Genomic DNA, 16,927 nt, shown 5'->3' with positions numbered 1-16,927 from the left:
GCCGATGCATGCTTGACGAATGAGCGGTGCCCTGCCCGAAGCCGACGACGACACCGGCGTCAGCGACGCGGTCGCGCCCGACCGACCGACGTTCGAGCTGAGGGCGCGCATCGTCGAGACGGTCGTGCTCGTGGCATCCGTTATCGTGCTTCGCGTGCTGGGCGTGCTGCTGCTGGTGGTCTCATCAGACGGGCCGGGTGCGACCGGCGCGCTGGTTCTTCCACTCGTCGCCATGGTCTTCGACCTGAACTTGCTGGTGTGGGGAGCGCTCACCGTCGCTGTGCAGTTCGGACTGCGGTCGATGCGCCGGCCGGGGCGATGGGCGATGATCGTGCTCGCCGCGCCGGTCGCGGTCTTGGTAGCCGCCACCGTGCGCAGCCTGCCCGGTCTCTCGAGCTTCGGCTTCGGCGCGGTACTCGGCAACGGCATCGCCTGGCTCGACGCCGGAATCCTCACCGTCGTCGTCGCGCTCGGCGTCGCGTTCACCGCGGCGTACCTCAGCCGGGAACGGCGCCGGACCGCGAGGATCGCAGGCGGGCTGCTCGCCATGGGCGGACTGCTCACACTCGTGCTCGCCTGGCAGACCTTCGAAACGTACTTCTCGCTGTGGGGTTCGCCGGTGGTGGTCACGCAGGCGCAAGAGGATCGGTACCTCGTCACGGCTACGCTCACCCTCGTCGCCTACGTCGGCGCCATCGTGTTCGCGGCGGTCAGCCGTCGGCGTGGCCTCATCATCACCTCGTGCATCGTCGGATGCCTCGGCCTGCTCATCACGGTCGCCGCTGCGGTTCCGGCCGACCGTTTCTTCTCCGAGCAGGCGCCTCCGGCCGACGCTCCTCGCGGCCCGACCTGCATGGGCGAGGGTGATCCGAACTGCATCGGCGGATGACCACGAATGCCCGGCCCTCGTGGGCGGGCGTCACTCCTGCATCGCTCAGCCGCCCTCGCCCGCCGCGGAGTCCTCGTCGGTGATGACACCGGTCGGTGCGCTCTCGCGCACCGTGTGGTGGGAGCCGAGGGTCACGGCGAGCTCGCGGCCGGCGTCGATCGCCTCATCGCGGCTCGCGAAGCTCTGCGACAACTCGGGCGACCCCTCGACGGCGTTCTCCCATTGCCCGCGGTTCGAGCGGGTCTCCACATCTCCGTCAGCCATATTCAGCTTCCTCCCCTTGGTGCGCCAGGCCCGCTCGAACTCGCTCGGCAGCCGGATCAGGAAGTCTTTTCGCGGTCCCTGATGGTTTCAGGATGCACCGGTCTGCGGTCGTCCACAACGGGGTTGCGTGCCGAGCAGAACTGCCACGATCTCACCTGCCGCCGAGTCGCAGGCGAGGAGAACGACTCGCATGTCGAGACTCGGTGCCGAAGTACCGAAGTACCGAAGTACCGGCCGATCGCAGACAGCACCGGCCCGCATTCTGAGGGACGGGCATTCGTCCGCTGAGCGATGCGGCATCCTGCCGCGTGAACTACACCGTGCGTTCACCACGCGGACGCATTCCCGTCACCGGCGAACGGTCGAGTACGAACGACCCCCGTTCAGCCCGACAGGAGCGCCCGAATGTCGTTGCCCCGTCCCCTCCGCAGAAGCGCCGCGATGCTCGCCGCGCTCGCGGTCTCAGCCTCAGGAATCGCGATCGCCGCGACGCCCTCGATCGCCCTCGGCGCCGAGCCCGGCGTCGTGATCAACGAGATCTGGTACGACGGATCGCCCGCTGACGCGATCGAGCTCTACAACTCGTCCGCGGCATCCGTCGACGTCTCGGGCTGGAAGGTGCAGGACGACGCCAAGGACCCGCTGAAGACCGGCGAGATCCCGACCGGCACGACGATCGCACCCGGCGGGTACCTCGTGCTCGCGAAGGACGCGACGCCGCTCGGCTTCCCGTTCGGGCTCGGCAAAGGCGATGCCGTGACGCTGTTCGACGCCGCCGGCACCATCGTCGACGATCACGCCTACGAGGCGACGGCTCCGCTCGCCGATTGGTCGCGCTGTGCCGACGGCGGCGAGTGGGCCCATGCCACCGCGGTGACCCTCGGTGCGGCGAACGTCTGCGCCGCACCCGAGCCCGAGCCCGGCAGCGTGCTGCTCACCGAGATCGACTCGGGCCCGGCCGACTTCATCGAGCTCATCAACCCCGGAGCCGGTGACCTCGACCTGTCGGGCTACGAGATCCGCGACAACTCCGACGACCACCGCTGGTTCTTCGCGGCCGGCACGACCATCGCGGCCGGCGCACGGCTCGTCGTCGAGGAATCCACGGCGGGCGTCGACGCGAACGGTGCGCCGCAGACGTTCACGGCGGCCATCGGCATCGGCGGTTCGGACTCCATCCGGCTCTACGACGACGCCGGAACCCAGCTCGACACGTACGCGTGGGCGGGGCACCCCGCGATCGACGGCAACGAGGCGGCCGCGAGCTGGGCGCGCTGCCCCGACGCGACCGGCGGCTTCGCGATCGCCCAGGTGACGAAGGGCCAGCCCAACACCTGCGTGCTGCCGTCGGTGGCCGTGAACGAGGTCGAGTCCAACGGCGACGCCACCGACTGGGTCGAGGTCGTCAACAACGGCTCGCAGCCCATCGACCTCACGGGCTGGACCCTCATCGACAGCGACCCGATCGGGCACGCGGCCGACGTCACGCCCGTCGCGGCCGGCACCACGCTCGCCCCCGGCGCGTTCTTCGTCTTCGACGGCGGCACGCACTTCGGCTTCGGCCTCGGGGGAGCGGATGTCGCGACGATCCGCACTGCCGCCGGCCTCACGGTCGTCGAATACGCCTGGGCCGATCACGCCGCCGTCACGTGGGCGCGCTGCCCCGACGGCACGGGTGCCTTCGGCGATGCATCCGTCGCCACCAAGGGTCAGCCGAACGCGTGCGGCGCTGGGCCGGTCGATCCCGTCGACCCGGATGTCGCGGTCTGGCCGGGCGCCGCCGACGTCACCGTGATCGACGAGAGCCAGATGTTCGAGAGCGACTCCTCGGGCCTCGACGCGCAGCAGACGGCCGACGGCGTCGTGCTCTGGGCGGTCGACAACGGCACGGGCCTGTTCTGGAAGCTCGACGCGCGCGCCGACGGGTCGGTCGCCTTCGCCGACGGCTGGAACGCGGGCAAGCGGGTGCGCTTCCAGCGCGACGCCGAGAACCCCGGTGCGGCCGGGCCCGACGCCGAGGGCATCACCGTCGACGGTGCCGGGCGGCTCTACATCGCCTCCGAGCGCGACAACTCGAACAAGGGCGTCAACCAGAACGTCATCCTCGCGGTCGACCCCGACACCGAGGGACCCGACGTCGTCGCCGAGCAGGAGTGGGACCTCACCGCCTCGCTGCCGCAGGTCGCGGCGAACACGGGTCTCGAAGCGGTCGAATGGGTGCCGGATGCCGCGCTCGAAGGCCTGCTCGTCGACGCCACCACCGGCGCCCCGTACGACGCAGCCGACCACCCCGGTCACGGTGACGGCCTGTTCTTCGTCGCCGTCGAAGACAACGGCGTCGTCTACGCCTACGCCCTCAACACCGACGGAACGAGCACGCAGATCGCGGCGATCGACCCCGGCCTCGGCGGTGTGATGGCGCTCGACTACGACACCGTGCTCGATCGGCTGTGGGCGCTCTGCGACAACGGCTGCGAGGGTCGCGGCGCCGGCATCACCTTCACGGGTGCAGCACCGACGGTCGAGCTCTTCGCTCGCCCTGCCGGCATGCCGAACCTCAACAACGAGGGCTTCGCGACGGCGCCCGAGTCGCTGTCGACGGTCGCTGCTGCTGCTGGCGGTGCTGCTGCGGATGCGGCTCCGCTCGCTCGGGTGAGCCCGTTCGTTCAGGCGAGCGCGCTCGCGGATGCCGCGGCGCCGGCGCGCCCCGCCTGGTGGTTCGCCGACGGCGAGCAGCCGGCCGCCCTGCGGGCCGGCACGGTGCCCGGCGGCACGGTGCCCGGCGGTGAGCCCGGCGGGGAGCCCGGCGGCCAGCCGGGAGCGCCCGGCGGCGGAACCGGCGACGGTCAGGCAGGATCGGGCTCGGGAACCGGGGCGCTCGCGTCGACCGGTGTCGATTCGGCCCTCATCACCCTCGGGATGTTCGCGGCCCTCGCAGTCGCACTCGGCGCGGGCCTGCTCGTGCTCGTGCGGCGACGTCGCAACGCCTGACGTCGGAGCGTCTGACGCCGGTCGAGGAGCGAAGCGCCTGACGCCGGTCGAGCAGCGAAGCGCCTGACGCCGGTCGAGGAGCGAAGCGTATCGAGACCCCGGTACCGAAGTACCGAAGTACCGGCCGACCGCGCAGAGAACGCCCGGTCCTCGTCACGAGGGCCGGGCGTTGTGCGTCGCTGCGAGTGGTGCGTTCAGCGCGGCAGCAGCACGCCGACGTGGTCGCGGATCTCCTGCACGAGCTCGTCGACGGTGCGGGAGATGTTCGCCGTAGCTGCCATCGTGACGAACATGATCGCCGAGATGACGCGCGCAAGGGTGGCGGCCTCACGTTCGCCGAGGCGGTCGTCGCGGCGCAGCACGTCGGCGACGGCCGCTTCGGTCTGCAGCGTCAGCGTGAGCGCGTCCCGGTGGTGCGGCTCCTCGGGGTCGCCGAAGACGAGTTCGCGCAGGTACGTGCGCCCGTTGTCGATCTGGATGCGGTTGCAGTGCACGACCGGGCGCACGATCGCGGTCACCGCGTCGAGCACGTCGGGCAGGCTCGCTGCGCCCGCCCGTCCCTCCTCGAGGGCGTCGGCGTAGGCGGAATTCTGTACGAGCAGGAGCAGCTCGCCCTTGGTCTTGGCGTAGAGGAACAGGGTGCCGGCGCCGATATCGGCCTTCTCGGCGATCTGCTGCGTGGTGACATCGTCGACGCCGTGCTCGGCGAAGAGTTCGCGCGCGGCGGCCGTGATGCGTTCGAGCTTGACCTGCTTGTTGCGCTCGCGCCGCCCGACGGGTGCCGTGACCGAGGCCATCGCGTCCTCCAAGAATCGGATCCGACTGTGCTCAGTTTCGAGCATAATGCGGCAACACGGCGCCATCCGTGACGTAGGTCAGCGCCTCGGACACCTCGTACGCATGCACGGCCGATGCGAACGCCGACACCTCATCCGACAGCTTCGCGATCGCGGCACTGTCGAAGAACGACGAGCGAGCGGATGCATCGGCGAACCCGAGCATCACCGAGGCATGGAATCGCTGGTCGGCCGGGTTGTCGTGGGCCACGTCGGGGGAGTCCCAGAGCTTCTCGTTCCAGGGCATGAACACTTCCGTGCGCAACTCGGTTAGTGCCGCCGCCTTCGCGAGCGCGGGCACGAACTCGTCGGCGAAGTACTTCCGGAACCGGCGGGTGCCGACGCCGTCTCGTCTCCGGAGGAAGACGAGGGCTCGCGCTCCCGTCTGCTCATCGGGCCGGGCGACGTGGTACCAGCGGGTCGAGTTCGGCGGACCGGCGTAGAGGAGGGTGCGCCGGAACACGTTGATCTCGTCGGCGAAGGCGAGCCGGGTCTGCTTGCGGCCGAGCAGCGGCGAGAAGACCGACTGGAACGTGACGTCGGCGACGCCGTCGATCCTACGGTCGGCGGGGATGGTGGTCTCGACTCCCGGCGTGGCGGGCCACAGGCCGGGGTTGGCGGCGGCGAGGTGGATCTGCCGGTACTCGTCCATTCCCGGCGTCGCCGAGATGATCTTCGAGTGCGGGCCCTTCCAGTGCTCCATGCCCTGCTGGCGCGGCTGGTCGGTGCGCATCCACAGCAGGATCGATGACGCGAACGGCTTCTTCGTGAACGGGATCGTGTTCGTCATGGCGTGTTCTCCTGGTCGAATCGGATGCCGCTCAGCGGGCGAGGAACCGGGCGGCGACGGGCGCGAAGCGGTCGTGGAACTGGAAGATGCCGCCGTGGCCGGAGTCGGGGTAGATGATCAGCTCCGACCCTGCGATGCGGCGGTGCAGGTCATCGGAGAGCACCGAGGGCACCATGCGGTCGTGGTCGCCGTTGGCGATGAGTGTGGGCTGCGTGAGCTTCGAGAGGTCGGCGGGTGCCGAGCGGCCCCACTTCTTGATCGCCTTCAGCTGCGTCTGGAATGCCTTCACGCTGATCGGCTCGTCGCGGTCGGCGGTGCGCTCTGCGAGTCGCGCGACGAACGCCTTGCCGGCACGCTTGCCGGCCGTGTTCCGGTTGAAGAACAGGAACTCCTTCGGGTCAGACCGGGTCAGGGCGGCACGCAGCATGTCGAGGTAGGTGACGCCCGCGACCTTGTCGATGTCCTTCCCGCCGGCGGGACCGGTGCCGGTGAGCACGAGCTTGCGCACGAGCTCGGGGTGCTCGACGACGAGAGCCTGGGCGATCATGCCGCCGAGCGAGAACGAGAAGACGTCGATCTGGTCGAAGCCGAGCGCACGGATGAAGCTGTACGCGTCAGCGGCCATCGCCTCGACCGAGTCGGGCACCTCGCCGGTGGAGGCGCCGACGCCGCGGTTGTCGAAGGTGATGACGTGGCGGCCCTCGGCGATGGGGTCGATGATGCGCGGGTCCCAGTTGTCGAGCGTCGCGGCGAGGTGCACGAAGAAGACGACCGGCACGCCGCCCTTCGGACCCAGCTCGCGGTAGGCGTAGGTGACGCCGCCCGCGGTGATCGTGCGGGTGGGCGCCGTGGCGTACGACGTGACGGGGCCACTCGCGGTCTCGGGGGTGGTGCTCATGAGAATTCTCCTTGTTGGTGAATTAACTCAATTATGAGTCGACTCAGTAAAGTTGTCAAGCGAAGCCGCGCGCCACCCCCGTTCTCGGGTCTGGTGGAACCGGCGCGACGGGTCGATTGTTGGCACAGCTCCGCATCGAACCCGACGAACGCGGATCGACGGCTTGGTGCCGCCTCGAGGAGACCCCGTGTCCAACGCGCTTCGTCTGCAATCCGTCGCTGCACCCGCTCCCGATTCGCGGCGTTCGACTCGCCTCGCACTCGTGCTGTTCACGGTCGTGGCGATGATCGTCGTGCTCGCGACCCCGTCGGTCGCGTTCGCGGCCGACACCGCGACGCAGCTGCGCTACGCGTGCGCGCAGAAGTCGAACGGGTTGCTGCGAGTGGCCTCGAGCGCAGGCGACTGCCGCACGAAGCAGGAGACGCCGGTCACGATCTGGCCGGGCCCGACCGCGCTCTGCACCCAGCCCGACGGCTCGGTGCGCCGCTTCGCGTCGGCGAAGTCGTGCATGGGCGCGAAGCCCGCCGGTACGCTCCTCGTCGTGCCGACCACCAACGGCCAGCCCGTGTACTTCTGCGCTCCGAGCTCGGGGGTGCTGCGCCGGGTGAACGCCTCGACGGTGTGCCTCAGCACCGAGCAGCGCTACGTCATCGGCAACCACGCGCCGAGCGCCCTCACGCTCTCGAACGACTCGCTGCTCGAGAACGAACCCGCCGCGACGATCGTCGGCACCCTCGGCCTCGTCGACGAAGACCCCGCCGCGACGCCCGCGTTCGCGCTGGTCAGCGGCGCCGGCAGCACCGACAACGCGGCGTTCACGGTCACCGGATCGACGCTCAAGACCGCGGCGAGCTTCGACTTCGAGACGAAGGCGAGCTACTCGATCCGCGTGCGCGGCACCGACGGGTACGGCGGCAGTCTCGAGCAGGTCTTCACGATCAGCGTGCTCGACGTCGTCGAAGACGTGCCGCCGACCGCCGTCGCCGACACGGCGACCGTCGACGAAGACGCCGCACCGACCACCGTCGACGTGCTCGTCAACGACGAAGACGTCGACGGCGGGCCGATCTCGATCAGTGGCGTCGGCCAGCCTGATCACGGCACCGTCGTGATCGCCGACGACGAGGCATCCGTCACCTACGAACCCGACGCCGGATACTGCAACGCCCCGCCCGGCACGACCACCGACGAGTTCACCTACACCCTCGCGCCCGGCGGCTCGACGACGACGGTCGGCGTGAAGGTCACGTGCGTCGACGACCTGCCGGTCGCCGCCGACGACGAAGCCACCGTCGACGAGGATGCCGCCGCCACGGCGATCGACGTGCTCGCGAACGACACCGACAGCGACGGCGGCGCGCGCTCGATCACGAGCGTCGTGCAGCCCGAGTACGGCACGGTCGTCATCACGGGCGGTGGCACCGGCCTGACGTACCAGCCCGACGCCGAGTACTGCAACGCGCCACCCGGTGACGCGAACGACGTGTTCAGCTACACGCTGAGCCCCGGCGACGCGAACGCGCAGGTCTCGGTGAAGGTGATCTGCATCGCCGATGCGCCCGTCGCCGACGACGAGACGTTCGACGGTCCCGACGGGGCGGTCGGCAACACCTTCCTCATCGTCGACGACCCGAGCGACGGCGCGATCGACCTCTCCCGCCCGCACCTCCTCGTCGCGGGCAACCTGCTCGAGGGCGACACCGACGCCGACCCGGGCACCGAGCTCGCGATCGAGTCCGGTGTCACCGTGACCGAGCAGGGCGGCTTCGTCTACCTCGAGGCCGACGGGGACTTCGCCTATCTGCCACCAGTCGGCTGCAACGCCACTGCCGACGGGTTCGACTACGCCGTCACCGACCAGGGCGTCGTGCAGGCGCTGACCGACACCGGGCATGTGACCATCGCCATCAGCGACTGCGTCTGGTACGTCGACAACGCCGCCGACGGCAACGACGGCAACGGGAGCAAGCCGTTCGACACGATCGCGCAGGCCGCGGCGGCGAGCAGCGCGGGCGACGACATCTTCGTGTTCGACGGCGACGGCACCTCGACCGGGTATTCGACCGCGATCGTGCTCGACGACGACCAGCAGCTCATCGGCGAGGCATCCGATCTCGTCGTCGGCGGCCGCCTCTTGCACCAGGGTGACCCGGCCAAGCGGCCGACGATCACCGCGTCGCCAGGAGCGAATGTCGTCAGCCTCGGCGTCGGCAACCGTGTCGCCGGGCTCGAGGTGCACCCGGTCACCACGGGCGGCGGCATCCGCGTCTCCGGCCCTGGCGGCGACGCGACCATCGACGACGTGCGCATCGTCGACACGGGCGCCGGCGGCATCGGGCTCGCGTTGCAGAACGCGACGGGTACGAACACGATCGGCGACCTCGAGGTCGACGTCATCGGCCTCGGCGTCGTCGTCAACGACACCGCGAAGATCGTGTTCGATCCGGCGGCCACCGTGAGCATCCGCACCTCCGGAAGCGGGTGGGCGTTCCTCGCGCAGCGCAGCAACCTCGAGGGAAGCCAGATCGATCGGATCGTCGTCGACGATTCATTCGACAGCGGCGTCAGGCTGCAGCAGACGACCGGCGTCATCACCTTCGGCGACCTCGACATCCGCACGCTGAACTCGACCCAGGCGGCGTTCTCGCTGGTTCTGACCGGCCCGGTGACCGTGCCCGCGAACGCGACCGCGAAGATCGTCGCGACCAACGGCCCGGCGGTCGACGTCGCCGCGTCGTCGGGCTCGTCGCTCTCGTTCGACGAGGTGACCTCGACGAAGAGCAGCGTGTACGGCATCAACCTCGACGAGATCGGCGCGGGCACGTTCTCGGCGGCAGCCGGCGAGCTCTCCGCGGGGCCCTTCGGATCCACCCCCTTCAGGGTGCGCGGCGGCAGCGGCGACATCTCGTACGGCGGCTCGATCACCGACGGACCCGCAACCACGAGTGTCGACATCCAGAGCCGCACCGGCGGCACCGTCACGCTCTCGGGGTCGATCACCGACGGCAGCGACACGGGCGGCGGCGTCGTCGTCGCGAACAACACCGGCGGCGCCACCGTGCTCTCGGGACCGTCGAAGCACCTCGAGACCGGCGCGAATCCGGGCGTCTCGTTCGGGTCGTCCAACGGGCACGCCCTCTCGATCACCGGCGGCGGCCTCGACGTCACGACGACGAGCGGGGTGCCGCTCGCCGCCTCCCTCTCGGGCACCATCGTCGTCACCGGCGAGGGAAACACGCTCTCGAGCACGACCGGCACCGGACTCTCGATCGTGCTGACCGGAATCGGGGCCGACGATGTCACGTTCCGGCGAATCTCCTCGAACGGGGCGCCCTCGGGCATCGTGCTGCTCGGCACGGGCACGGCGGGCGGCCTGCACGTCACGGGCAACGGCAGCACGGTTCAGGGCGGGGATGCCTCGGGCGGCACGATCGCCGCCGCCACAGGTGACGGCATCTCGCTGCTGAGCACGGCGGATGTCTCGTTCCGCAACATGCGCGTCGAGAACAGCGCCGGCAACGGCATCGGGGGCGTCGGCGTCATCGGGTTCTCGTTCCTCAGCGGCACGGTCACGGGGGCGGGTGACGCCGACGGCGAAGACGGCATCGCCTTCGACGGGTCGAACGCCAACCTCTCGGGCGCGGTCGACATCTCAAACAGCGTGCTCACCTCGAACGAGGCATCCGGCATCTCGATCACGAACGCGGGCGGCACGATCTCGTCGGCGACCATCAGCGGCAACCGCATCTCGGATGCCGGCGACCTGCTCACGCCGGGGGCGGCGCTGCTGTTGCAGGCCACCGGTACCACCGGCGGCGCCGCGACGATCACGAAGGCGACGATCTCGTCGAACGTGATCACCGACTTCCGCGCCGGGCACGGAATCAGGCTCATCGGCGGCAACCAGGCGGGAGCCGCGAAGTCGACGCTCGGGAATCCCGGTAGCGTCACGAACGTCGTCGCGGTGACCGGCAACCGCATGGACGGCGGCAGCGGCGGCATCGAGCAGCAGCCCGAAACGTTCGTCGACGTGCAGGTGCTCGGGGCGGGCGACGCCAACGTCGACGTGTCGACGAACGGCACGGATGCCGAGCCGATCCGTCACCTCGACTGTCAGGCGATCTCGCTGATGACGGGCGGCGCGGCGAACGTCACGGCCAAGTTCGATGCCAACGTGATCGCAGCGGGCAGCCGGCCAGGATGTTCCGGAATCTCCGCGAACGCGACCTCGCTCAACACGGTCGGTGCGACCCTCGCGGCACGCGTGACGAACAATCAGGTCAGCGCGACCGGCGGCCCCGGCATCTTCGTCGGTGCGTCAGGCGCGGGCATGGCCACGGCGAAGGTGACCGGCAACAACGTGCTCGCGCCGACCGGCGATGGGTATGCGGGGTACGCGGGCATCATCGTCGCAGCGGGCTCGATCGCCGGCCCGGATTCCCCCGTTTGCGTGGCGATCACGGGCAACACGACCGCCGGTGGCACCGGTGTGTTCCAGGCGACGGGCATCCAACTCTCGAAACTCTCGACCGACCCGACGATCAACGACTTCGGCATCGAGGGGCTCCCGCAGGGCCAGACGGCGTCGCCCGCCGTCGAGAACTACCTCAACGGGCTCAACACGAGCGCGTCGGGCAGCGTCGGTGTCGGTGGCACCGTGCTCTCGACGGCGACGAGCGGGTTCAGCTCGTGCACGACCGGCCTGTGAGCGTCTCATGCGACCGTGTCTCTGAAGCCCTCGTGCGCGCACCGGCGGAAGCGAGCGAGAGGGTGCGCATGCGCCATCCGTACCAGGCGATCGCGAGGGTCGTGATCGAGTAGATCGTGAGGGCCTGCAGCACGTAGGCCGGGTAGTCGATGAGCCAGCGGGGTTCCGAGGCGTCGGTGCCGAAGGCGGGGTTGTCGCTCACGGATGGCACGACGGTGCCGACCCAGTAGCCGACGGCCTGCGCCGCCGCGTAGATGAGCACGGCGGCCGCGAGTACCAGCCAGGCACTGCCGGTGCGTGACCGCCACACCGCCCGCGTCTTCGCGAGCGCGACGCGAGGCGTCCATCGTTCCGCGACAGGCGCCGCGATGGCGCCCATCCACGGGGCGGCGATGAAGGCCGCGACGAGCAGTGCGAGCAGAGCGAACGTGCCGATCATGAGCAGTTGCTCGCTGCCCGCCCGGCTGCGCATGAGTTCGGGGGTCAGCAGCAATGCGAGGAGCGGAAAGCACGCGACGACGCAGGCGAGCCAGATTCGGAGGAAGGCGGCGATGGGCATGTCTCGAATCTAGAAAGAGCGGATGCCGCGGGGGAATCCGGAGAACCCCCGGTTCCTCACTCTCGTTCGGGTCGCTCGAGCGGCACGAACTCCTGCCCGTTTTGAAGCACGGCGAACCAGGCGCCGCCGCTCTCGCCGGCGGCCCGCCGCTCGGCGGCTCGCCGTTCCAGCTCGGCGCGCTCGCTTCTGGCTGCGTCCGCCCATGCCGTGAAGATCGCGGCGGCCGCGGGATTCGTGGGCGGCCTGGGCGAGCGGTAGCTCGCGTGTCGCGGCCCGAACCAGACGCCGTGCGGCACATGGAACTCGATCTCGAAGGCCGAACCCAGCTCGTCGCCGAGGCGATGTGCGAGTTCTTGGCCCTCCCGGTCGATCCGACCGGGTAGATCGGGCGAGCGCCACTCGAAGTCGGAGTCGAGGCCCTCGTCGTGGAGCCGCCCCCACGCCTGCAGGTCGGTGATCAGCTCGGGGCTGAGCCCGCTCTGCTCGTATCGAACCGGGTCGGGAAACCAGACCACCGACGAGGCGTAGTCGTACATCAGTCGCACGACGTCGGTGTCGTATCGGTACTCCCGCGCCCCCATGGCCCGATCCTACGACTCGTCGCGACGCCGCTCGCGAGAGCGGGTCTCGATACGGCGCTGGCGCGCCTCCTCGACCGGCGTGGTCTGCGTGTCAGCGCGGTACCGAAGTACCGAAGTACCGAAGTACCGAAGTACCGGCCGCCTCGACGGCGAACGCCCGGCCCTCGCGAAGAGGCCCGGGCGTTCGGCGCGCCGCCCGGGAGTTACGCCTGCTTGCGGCCGCGCCGCGCGGTGACCGCGAGCACGATGCCGATGGCACCCACCAGCAGGCCGGCGATGCCGAGCGCGCGGGCGACCACGTCGTCGGAGCCGGCGTCATCGGCCGAGCCCGAGGTGCTCGCCGTCGCGGAGTCGTGCTCCGCCGGGGCATCCGCTTCGACCGCGTGGCCGTGGCCGTCGGCGCTCGCCTCGGTGACCGTGATCGTGGGGGCGGGGTGCTCGGGCTCCTCCTCGCCCTCCTCGGCGACCGCGCTCCAATCGGTCTGGCCCTCGGCGCACTCCTGCAGCACCGGGAAGGCCAGGGTCTCGCCCGCGGCATCCGCCGGCAGCTGCAGCGACAGCTCGATGACGTCACGCAAGTCGCTCGGCAGCGGGGTCACCGCCGTGTAGACGACCGAGCTCACGCGCTCGGTGATGTTGGCCCCGTGCGAGTCCTTGCGGGGTGCGTCGAACTGCTCGACGACCTTCTCGATGGTCCAGCCCGGGTTGACGGTCGGCGTGACTCGGTCGATGCCCTCGGGCATCGTGAAGGTGAGCTTGGTCGTGGGGCTCTCGCCGCAGCCGTGCGGGGTGCCGAAGCTCAGCACGGTGTAGGCGCCGGCGGCCGTCGCGCTGGGGTCGACGACGACGTGGGCGCTCGCCGCGAGCGGTGCGGCGAGGGCGAGTGCGGTGCCCGCGCCGAGGGCGACGGCGGCGGCGAGGGTCGTGCGGATGGAGGTCTTCATGTCTCTGCTTTCAGGGTCTGCGAACGGACGCACACGATCGAGGTGTGCTTCGGAGCGTTCGCGAATGCGGATGTGTCAGCGAGTCGCCGCGAGGGCGGCGAAGGGCTGACGAGGTGGTCCGCGGTACCGCAAGGCGGTGCAGAGCAGTGAGGAGGCATCCGCGCCGACCACTAGCGGGGCGGCGGGCACGACGTGCGCCGTCAGCGGCGGCACGAGCGGAGCCGTGAGCACGATGCGCGCGATGTCGACGCCGCGCGCCGCGAACCGCACGGCCTCGTGCATGCGATCGGCGAGGGCCACCGCGAAGATCGTGAGGATGGCGGCGACCGAGTGCGCCACGAGCATCGCAGGGCCGAAGTGCTCGTCGTGCACGGGGGCGCCGGCCGAGAACACCATCGCGCTGCCCGAGCCGTGGTGGTGCGATCCGGCGGCAGGAGCCGGTGCCACGGTGCCCGTGCCGGCCCTCGGGGTCAGCGAGTAGAGCGCGTGCAGCGCGAGCTGGGCGCCGACGGCGGCGAATACCGCGCGCGGAGTACTGCGCCGGCCGCCCACGACCACCATCGCGAACGGCGCCGAGATGGCCAGCGCCAGAGCGATCGTCACGACGCCGGGCGGCGCACCTCCGCCGACGGTGTGCGCGAGCGAGGCGGAGACGATCGCGGTGCCGACGACGGCGAACGCCCGTCTCACCTGGGCGCCGCGACCGATCTGCACCCTGAGATTCTACGGTCGCACCGACCCGCGACGCTGCACGGATGTCGCACGGAGACCGAAGACGACGGATGCCCCGAACCGTCCCTGGTCCGGGGCATCCGCTCTCGCTCGCTCAGTCGCGAGCGTCGCGCGGCATCAGCCGCACGTGCGCGCCGCATACGGCGCGGCGACCGTCGCCGACACCGATGCGTCGCCGACCGTGGCGGTGGCCGACGCCTCACCCGCGGCGACGCTCGAGGCGCGCGCCGCGAAGGTGTGCACCGCGTTCGCACCGGGTGCGACCGTGGCGAACGACTTGTCGCCGAAGGCGGTCGAGATCTCGACCGCCGCAGGCGTGCTCTCGTGGTTCGTCGCCTTGACGCTCACGTACACCTTGGAACCGATGCAGCGGGTCTCGGCGACCGTATCGACGGCGACCTCGGGCGTCTCCGCCGAGATCTGCGGCGCGTCGACCGCCCAGTAGCCGCTGTTCCCGGCGTTGGAGAGGCGCCAGCCGATGCGCACCTTACTCGCCGTCGCCGGCGCGGTGGCACTGAGCGACACCGGCTGGTTGATCTCGAACACCGTGCCCTGAGCGCTGTCGCGGCTCCAGAGCACCTGGCTCGAGCCGTCACCGAACTCGGCGATGACCTCGGCGTGCTGCGGGATGCCCGCCGTGATCTGGCGGTAGTGGTGGAAGAACGAGAGGTCGACCGCACCGCCCGGCTTCACCGCCTGCCACGGCGAGTACAGGGTCGAGTCGAAGCGAGCGCCCGTGGCTGCGGGGTCGCCGAGATCGTTCCACTCGTCGGCGTCGGCCACGGCGATCACGTCACGGCCGCGCACGAACGATCCGCGGCCCTGACCCTCCTCGCTGGTGGCCCAGAACTCGTCGGACATGAACGACCAGCCGCGGTATTCGCGCACGCCGACCGCAGGCGTCTTCTCGTCGATCGTCCAGCCCGCCGGGGTCTGCTTCGTCCAGCCCTTCGTGTCGGCGGGCTTGGGCGCCTCGTCGAGCACGCCCTGGAACGAGCCGGCCACCGTGTCGAACGGATCCTGCGACTCGGTGCCGATCGGCACCCCTTCGAGGCCCCAGGCCGGGTCGATCGGCACGTCGAGGTGGCGGAGGATCGTCGGGACGATGTCGACCTGACGCCACTCGCGCGTCGCCTGGCCGGTCACCGGTACCTCGCCGCCGGCCGCGAGGGTCCAGATGGCGCGGCTCGTGTGCTGGTCGCCGCCGTGGCCGTAGCCCGTGACGCCATGGTCGGTCGAGGCGACGACGAGCCAGTCCTCGTCCGCGTAGCTCTCACGTGCCTCCATCGCGGCGATGAGCTCGCCGACCTGCTGGTCGAGCTTCTCGACCGCCGCCTTGTACTCGGGCGACTCGGCCGTGTAGGCGTGGCCCATCGCATCGGCGTCGTGCAGGTAGACGTACATGAGGTCGGGGTTGCGGGTGTCGAGCACCTCGACGGCATCGGCGACGCTCAGGGCATCGGTGATCTTCTGGTTCGCGCCGACCTGCTGCATCTTCACGTCTGGCGTCGCGATGACGTACTGGTTCAGCGGCGCCCAGTCGAGCGTCGAGAACGTCGAGAAGTCCGGGTTCACCTGTTCGACCCGGGTGAGGATGTCGGGGTACTGCGTGAAGTTCGGGTTCGTGAAGCTGTTGTCGGGCGAACGGTGCTTGTCGACCCAGACGCCCGTGAGCAGGTTCGCGTGCCCGTGTCCGGACCAGGTGCCCGCGAGCGCGCTGTCGGGCATGTACCCGACGCCGAACTGGCCGCGGGCGGCGAGGGCGTCGAGGTTCGGCGTCGCGTAGTCGCGCAGCTTGTCGATGCGCATGCCGTCGAAGTCGATGAAGAGCACCTTCTTGTCGCTGATGCCGTCGGGCACGTCGGCGGGGCCCTTCGGCGGATCGGGCAGCGGGTGCTCGGCGCCGGCGACCGGGGCATCCGTCACCGTCACGTCGTCGATGGCCCAGTACCAGTCGTTCGTGGCCTGCTCGATGACCCAGCCGAGTCGCATCGAGGTGGCGCCGGCGGGAACCTCGATGGGCTGGGTGAGCAGCTTGTTCTGCAGGTAGACCTGGTCGCCGAGCACGGCCGTGCTGTACTCGAAGAGCCGCTCGGGGGCGGCGCCGTCGAACGACACCTGGAGGGCGGCGACCTGCGGGCCGGTCTGGCGGTAGTTCGAGGCGAAGTTGACGTGCACCGTCGACTTGCCCGCGACCGCGATGTCGGGCGAGGTGAGCGTGCTCGCGAAGAGCTGCTCGGCGGGGGAGTTGCCGTCGTCCCACTCGTCGTTGTCGGCGACCGCGATGACGCCGGTCGCGCGCGTGAACGCCTCCCGGCCCTGGCCGGTCTGCGCGGCCGACCAGAACTGCGGCGTCGCGAACGTCCATCCGCGCCACTCGGGCTTGCCCTTGCCGGTCATCGACGCGTCGCTCGTGACGGTCCAGCCTGCGGGCGCGTTCGGGGTCCAGCCGAGCGTGCCGACGGGGATGTGCGTCTCGCCGACCCGCGGCTGCAGCGATGCCGTCAGCGAGTCGAAGTTCTCGGCCGCGATCGGCGTGGCCGTCTCTGCGGCGACCGCAGGCGAGATGCCCGCCGTGGCCAGCAGGGCGATCGAGGCCGCGGCGAGGATCGCGGGGGCCCTGGAGCCCTGCCGGGGGCGGCGCGTTGGACGGAGGATCATCGTTGCTCACTTTCATCAAGGCTGATTGTTTGTGATTCAAATCGCGATCAAACGCTCACATCAGATCAGTGCCG

12 protein-coding genes are annotated in these 16,927 nt (G+C 70.2%); 3 read left to right on the top strand and 9 right to left on the bottom strand.

Annotated elements, in window-relative coordinates:
- The first annotated feature begins 19 nt into the window (after window positions 1-19).
- Window positions 20-889: a hypothetical protein gene (locus ESP57_RS06505; RefSeq protein WP_056005010.1), complete on the top strand. Its 870-nt coding sequence runs from the start codon at window positions 20-22 to the stop codon at window positions 887-889.
- Between the two features lie 45 nt (window positions 890-934).
- Here ESP57_RS06505 and ESP57_RS06500 read toward each other — a convergent pair whose 3' ends face one another.
- Window positions 935-1,153, bottom strand: coding sequence for a DUF2188 domain-containing protein (locus ESP57_RS06500; protein WP_056005008.1), 219 nt, complete (start codon window positions 1,151-1,153; stop codon window positions 935-937).
- Window positions 1,154-1,558: 405 nt separating this feature from the next.
- Between ESP57_RS06500 and ESP57_RS06495 the strand changes: the two genes are divergently transcribed.
- A complete protein-coding gene (locus ESP57_RS06495) occupies window positions 1,559-4,144 on the top strand; it encodes a lamin tail domain-containing protein (RefSeq protein ID WP_243648433.1) in 2,586 nt (861 codons plus the stop codon).
- 194 nt (window positions 4,145-4,338) lie between these two features.
- Here the strand turns inward: ESP57_RS06495 and ESP57_RS06490 are convergent, their stop codons facing one another.
- The 3 genes from ESP57_RS06490 to ESP57_RS06480 are packed head-to-tail and all read right to left on the bottom strand — an operon-like array spanning window position 4,339 to window position 6,668.
- Window positions 4,339-4,941, bottom strand: a complete 603-nt coding sequence (locus ESP57_RS06490; protein WP_129230981.1) for a TetR/AcrR family transcriptional regulator — start codon at window positions 4,939-4,941, stop codon at window positions 4,339-4,341.
- A 31-nt stretch (window positions 4,942-4,972) separates the two neighbouring features.
- Window positions 4,973-5,770 (bottom strand): strictosidine synthase, encoded by a 798-nt coding sequence (locus tag ESP57_RS06485; RefSeq protein WP_129230980.1) that lies wholly within the window; start codon window positions 5,768-5,770, stop codon window positions 4,973-4,975.
- A gap of 31 nt (window positions 5,771-5,801) precedes the next feature.
- On the bottom strand, window positions 5,802-6,668 hold the full coding sequence (locus ESP57_RS06480; RefSeq protein ID WP_129230979.1) for an alpha/beta fold hydrolase: 867 nt from the start codon (window positions 6,666-6,668) through the stop codon (window positions 5,802-5,804).
- 187 nt (window positions 6,669-6,855) lie between these two features.
- Between ESP57_RS06480 and ESP57_RS06475 the strand changes: the two genes are divergently transcribed.
- Window positions 6,856-11,376, top strand: coding sequence for a beta strand repeat-containing protein (locus ESP57_RS06475; RefSeq protein ID WP_129230978.1), 4,521 nt, complete (start codon window positions 6,856-6,858; stop codon window positions 11,374-11,376).
- Here the strand turns inward: ESP57_RS06475 and ESP57_RS06470 are convergent.
- The 5 genes from ESP57_RS06470 to ESP57_RS06450 form a co-directional block, all read right to left on the bottom strand.
- Complete coding sequence (locus ESP57_RS06470) at window positions 11,351-11,935, bottom strand: hypothetical protein (protein ID WP_129230977.1); 585 nt, start codon at window positions 11,933-11,935, stop codon at window positions 11,351-11,353. The two genes, ESP57_RS06475 and ESP57_RS06470, sit on opposite strands and share 26 nt — an antisense overlap.
- A gap of 56 nt (window positions 11,936-11,991) precedes the next feature.
- On the bottom strand, window positions 11,992-12,516 hold the full coding sequence (locus ESP57_RS06465) for a hypothetical protein (protein ID WP_129230976.1): 525 nt from the start codon (window positions 12,514-12,516) through the stop codon (window positions 11,992-11,994).
- A 203-nt stretch (window positions 12,517-12,719) separates the two neighbouring features.
- Window positions 12,720-13,460 (bottom strand): YcnI family protein, encoded by a 741-nt coding sequence (locus ESP57_RS06460; protein WP_129230975.1) that lies wholly within the window; start codon window positions 13,458-13,460, stop codon window positions 12,720-12,722.
- A 75-nt stretch (window positions 13,461-13,535) separates the two neighbouring features.
- Window positions 13,536-14,174, bottom strand: coding sequence for a hypothetical protein (locus ESP57_RS06455; protein ID WP_129230974.1), 639 nt, complete (start codon window positions 14,172-14,174; stop codon window positions 13,536-13,538).
- Between the two features lie 135 nt (window positions 14,175-14,309).
- Window positions 14,310-16,853 carry an alkaline phosphatase family protein gene (locus ESP57_RS06450; RefSeq protein ID WP_129230973.1) on the bottom strand — a complete coding sequence of 848 codons (2,544 nt, stop codon included), beginning with the start codon at window positions 16,851-16,853 and terminating at the stop codon, window positions 14,310-14,312.
- Between the last annotated feature and the right edge of the window lie 74 nt (window positions 16,854-16,927).

This window comes from Agromyces fucosus, assembly GCF_004134865.1.
GTDB lineage: Bacteria > Actinomycetota > Actinomycetes > Actinomycetales > Microbacteriaceae > Agromyces > Agromyces fucosus.
This window is presented reverse-complemented; position numbering and strand designations above follow the sequence as displayed.

Coding starts and splice junctions, on each gene's coding strand:
- ESP57_RS06505 (WP_056005010.1), top strand. CDS start 20: ATGAGCGGTGCCCTGCCCGAAGCCGACGACGACACCGGCGTCAGCGAC.
- ESP57_RS06500 (WP_056005008.1), bottom strand. CDS start 1,153: ATGGCTGACGGAGATGTGGAGACCCGCTCGAACCGCGGGCAATGGGAG.
- ESP57_RS06495 (WP_243648433.1), top strand. CDS start 1,559: ATGTCGTTGCCCCGTCCCCTCCGCAGAAGCGCCGCGATGCTCGCCGCG.
- ESP57_RS06490 (WP_129230981.1), bottom strand. CDS start 4,941: ATGGCCTCGGTCACGGCACCCGTCGGGCGGCGCGAGCGCAACAAGCAG.
- ESP57_RS06485 (WP_129230980.1), bottom strand. CDS start 5,770: ATGACGAACACGATCCCGTTCACGAAGAAGCCGTTCGCGTCATCGATC.
- ESP57_RS06480 (WP_129230979.1), bottom strand. CDS start 6,668: ATGAGCACCACCCCCGAGACCGCGAGTGGCCCCGTCACGTCGTACGCC.
- ESP57_RS06470 (WP_129230977.1), bottom strand. CDS start 11,935: ATGCCCATCGCCGCCTTCCTCCGAATCTGGCTCGCCTGCGTCGTCGCG.
- ESP57_RS06465 (WP_129230976.1), bottom strand. CDS start 12,516: ATGGGGGCGCGGGAGTACCGATACGACACCGACGTCGTGCGACTGATG.
- ESP57_RS06460 (WP_129230975.1), bottom strand. CDS start 13,460: ATGAAGACCTCCATCCGCACGACCCTCGCCGCCGCCGTCGCCCTCGGC.
- ESP57_RS06450 (WP_129230973.1), bottom strand. CDS start 16,853: ATGATCCTCCGTCCAACGCGCCGCCCCCGGCAGGGCTCCAGGGCCCCC.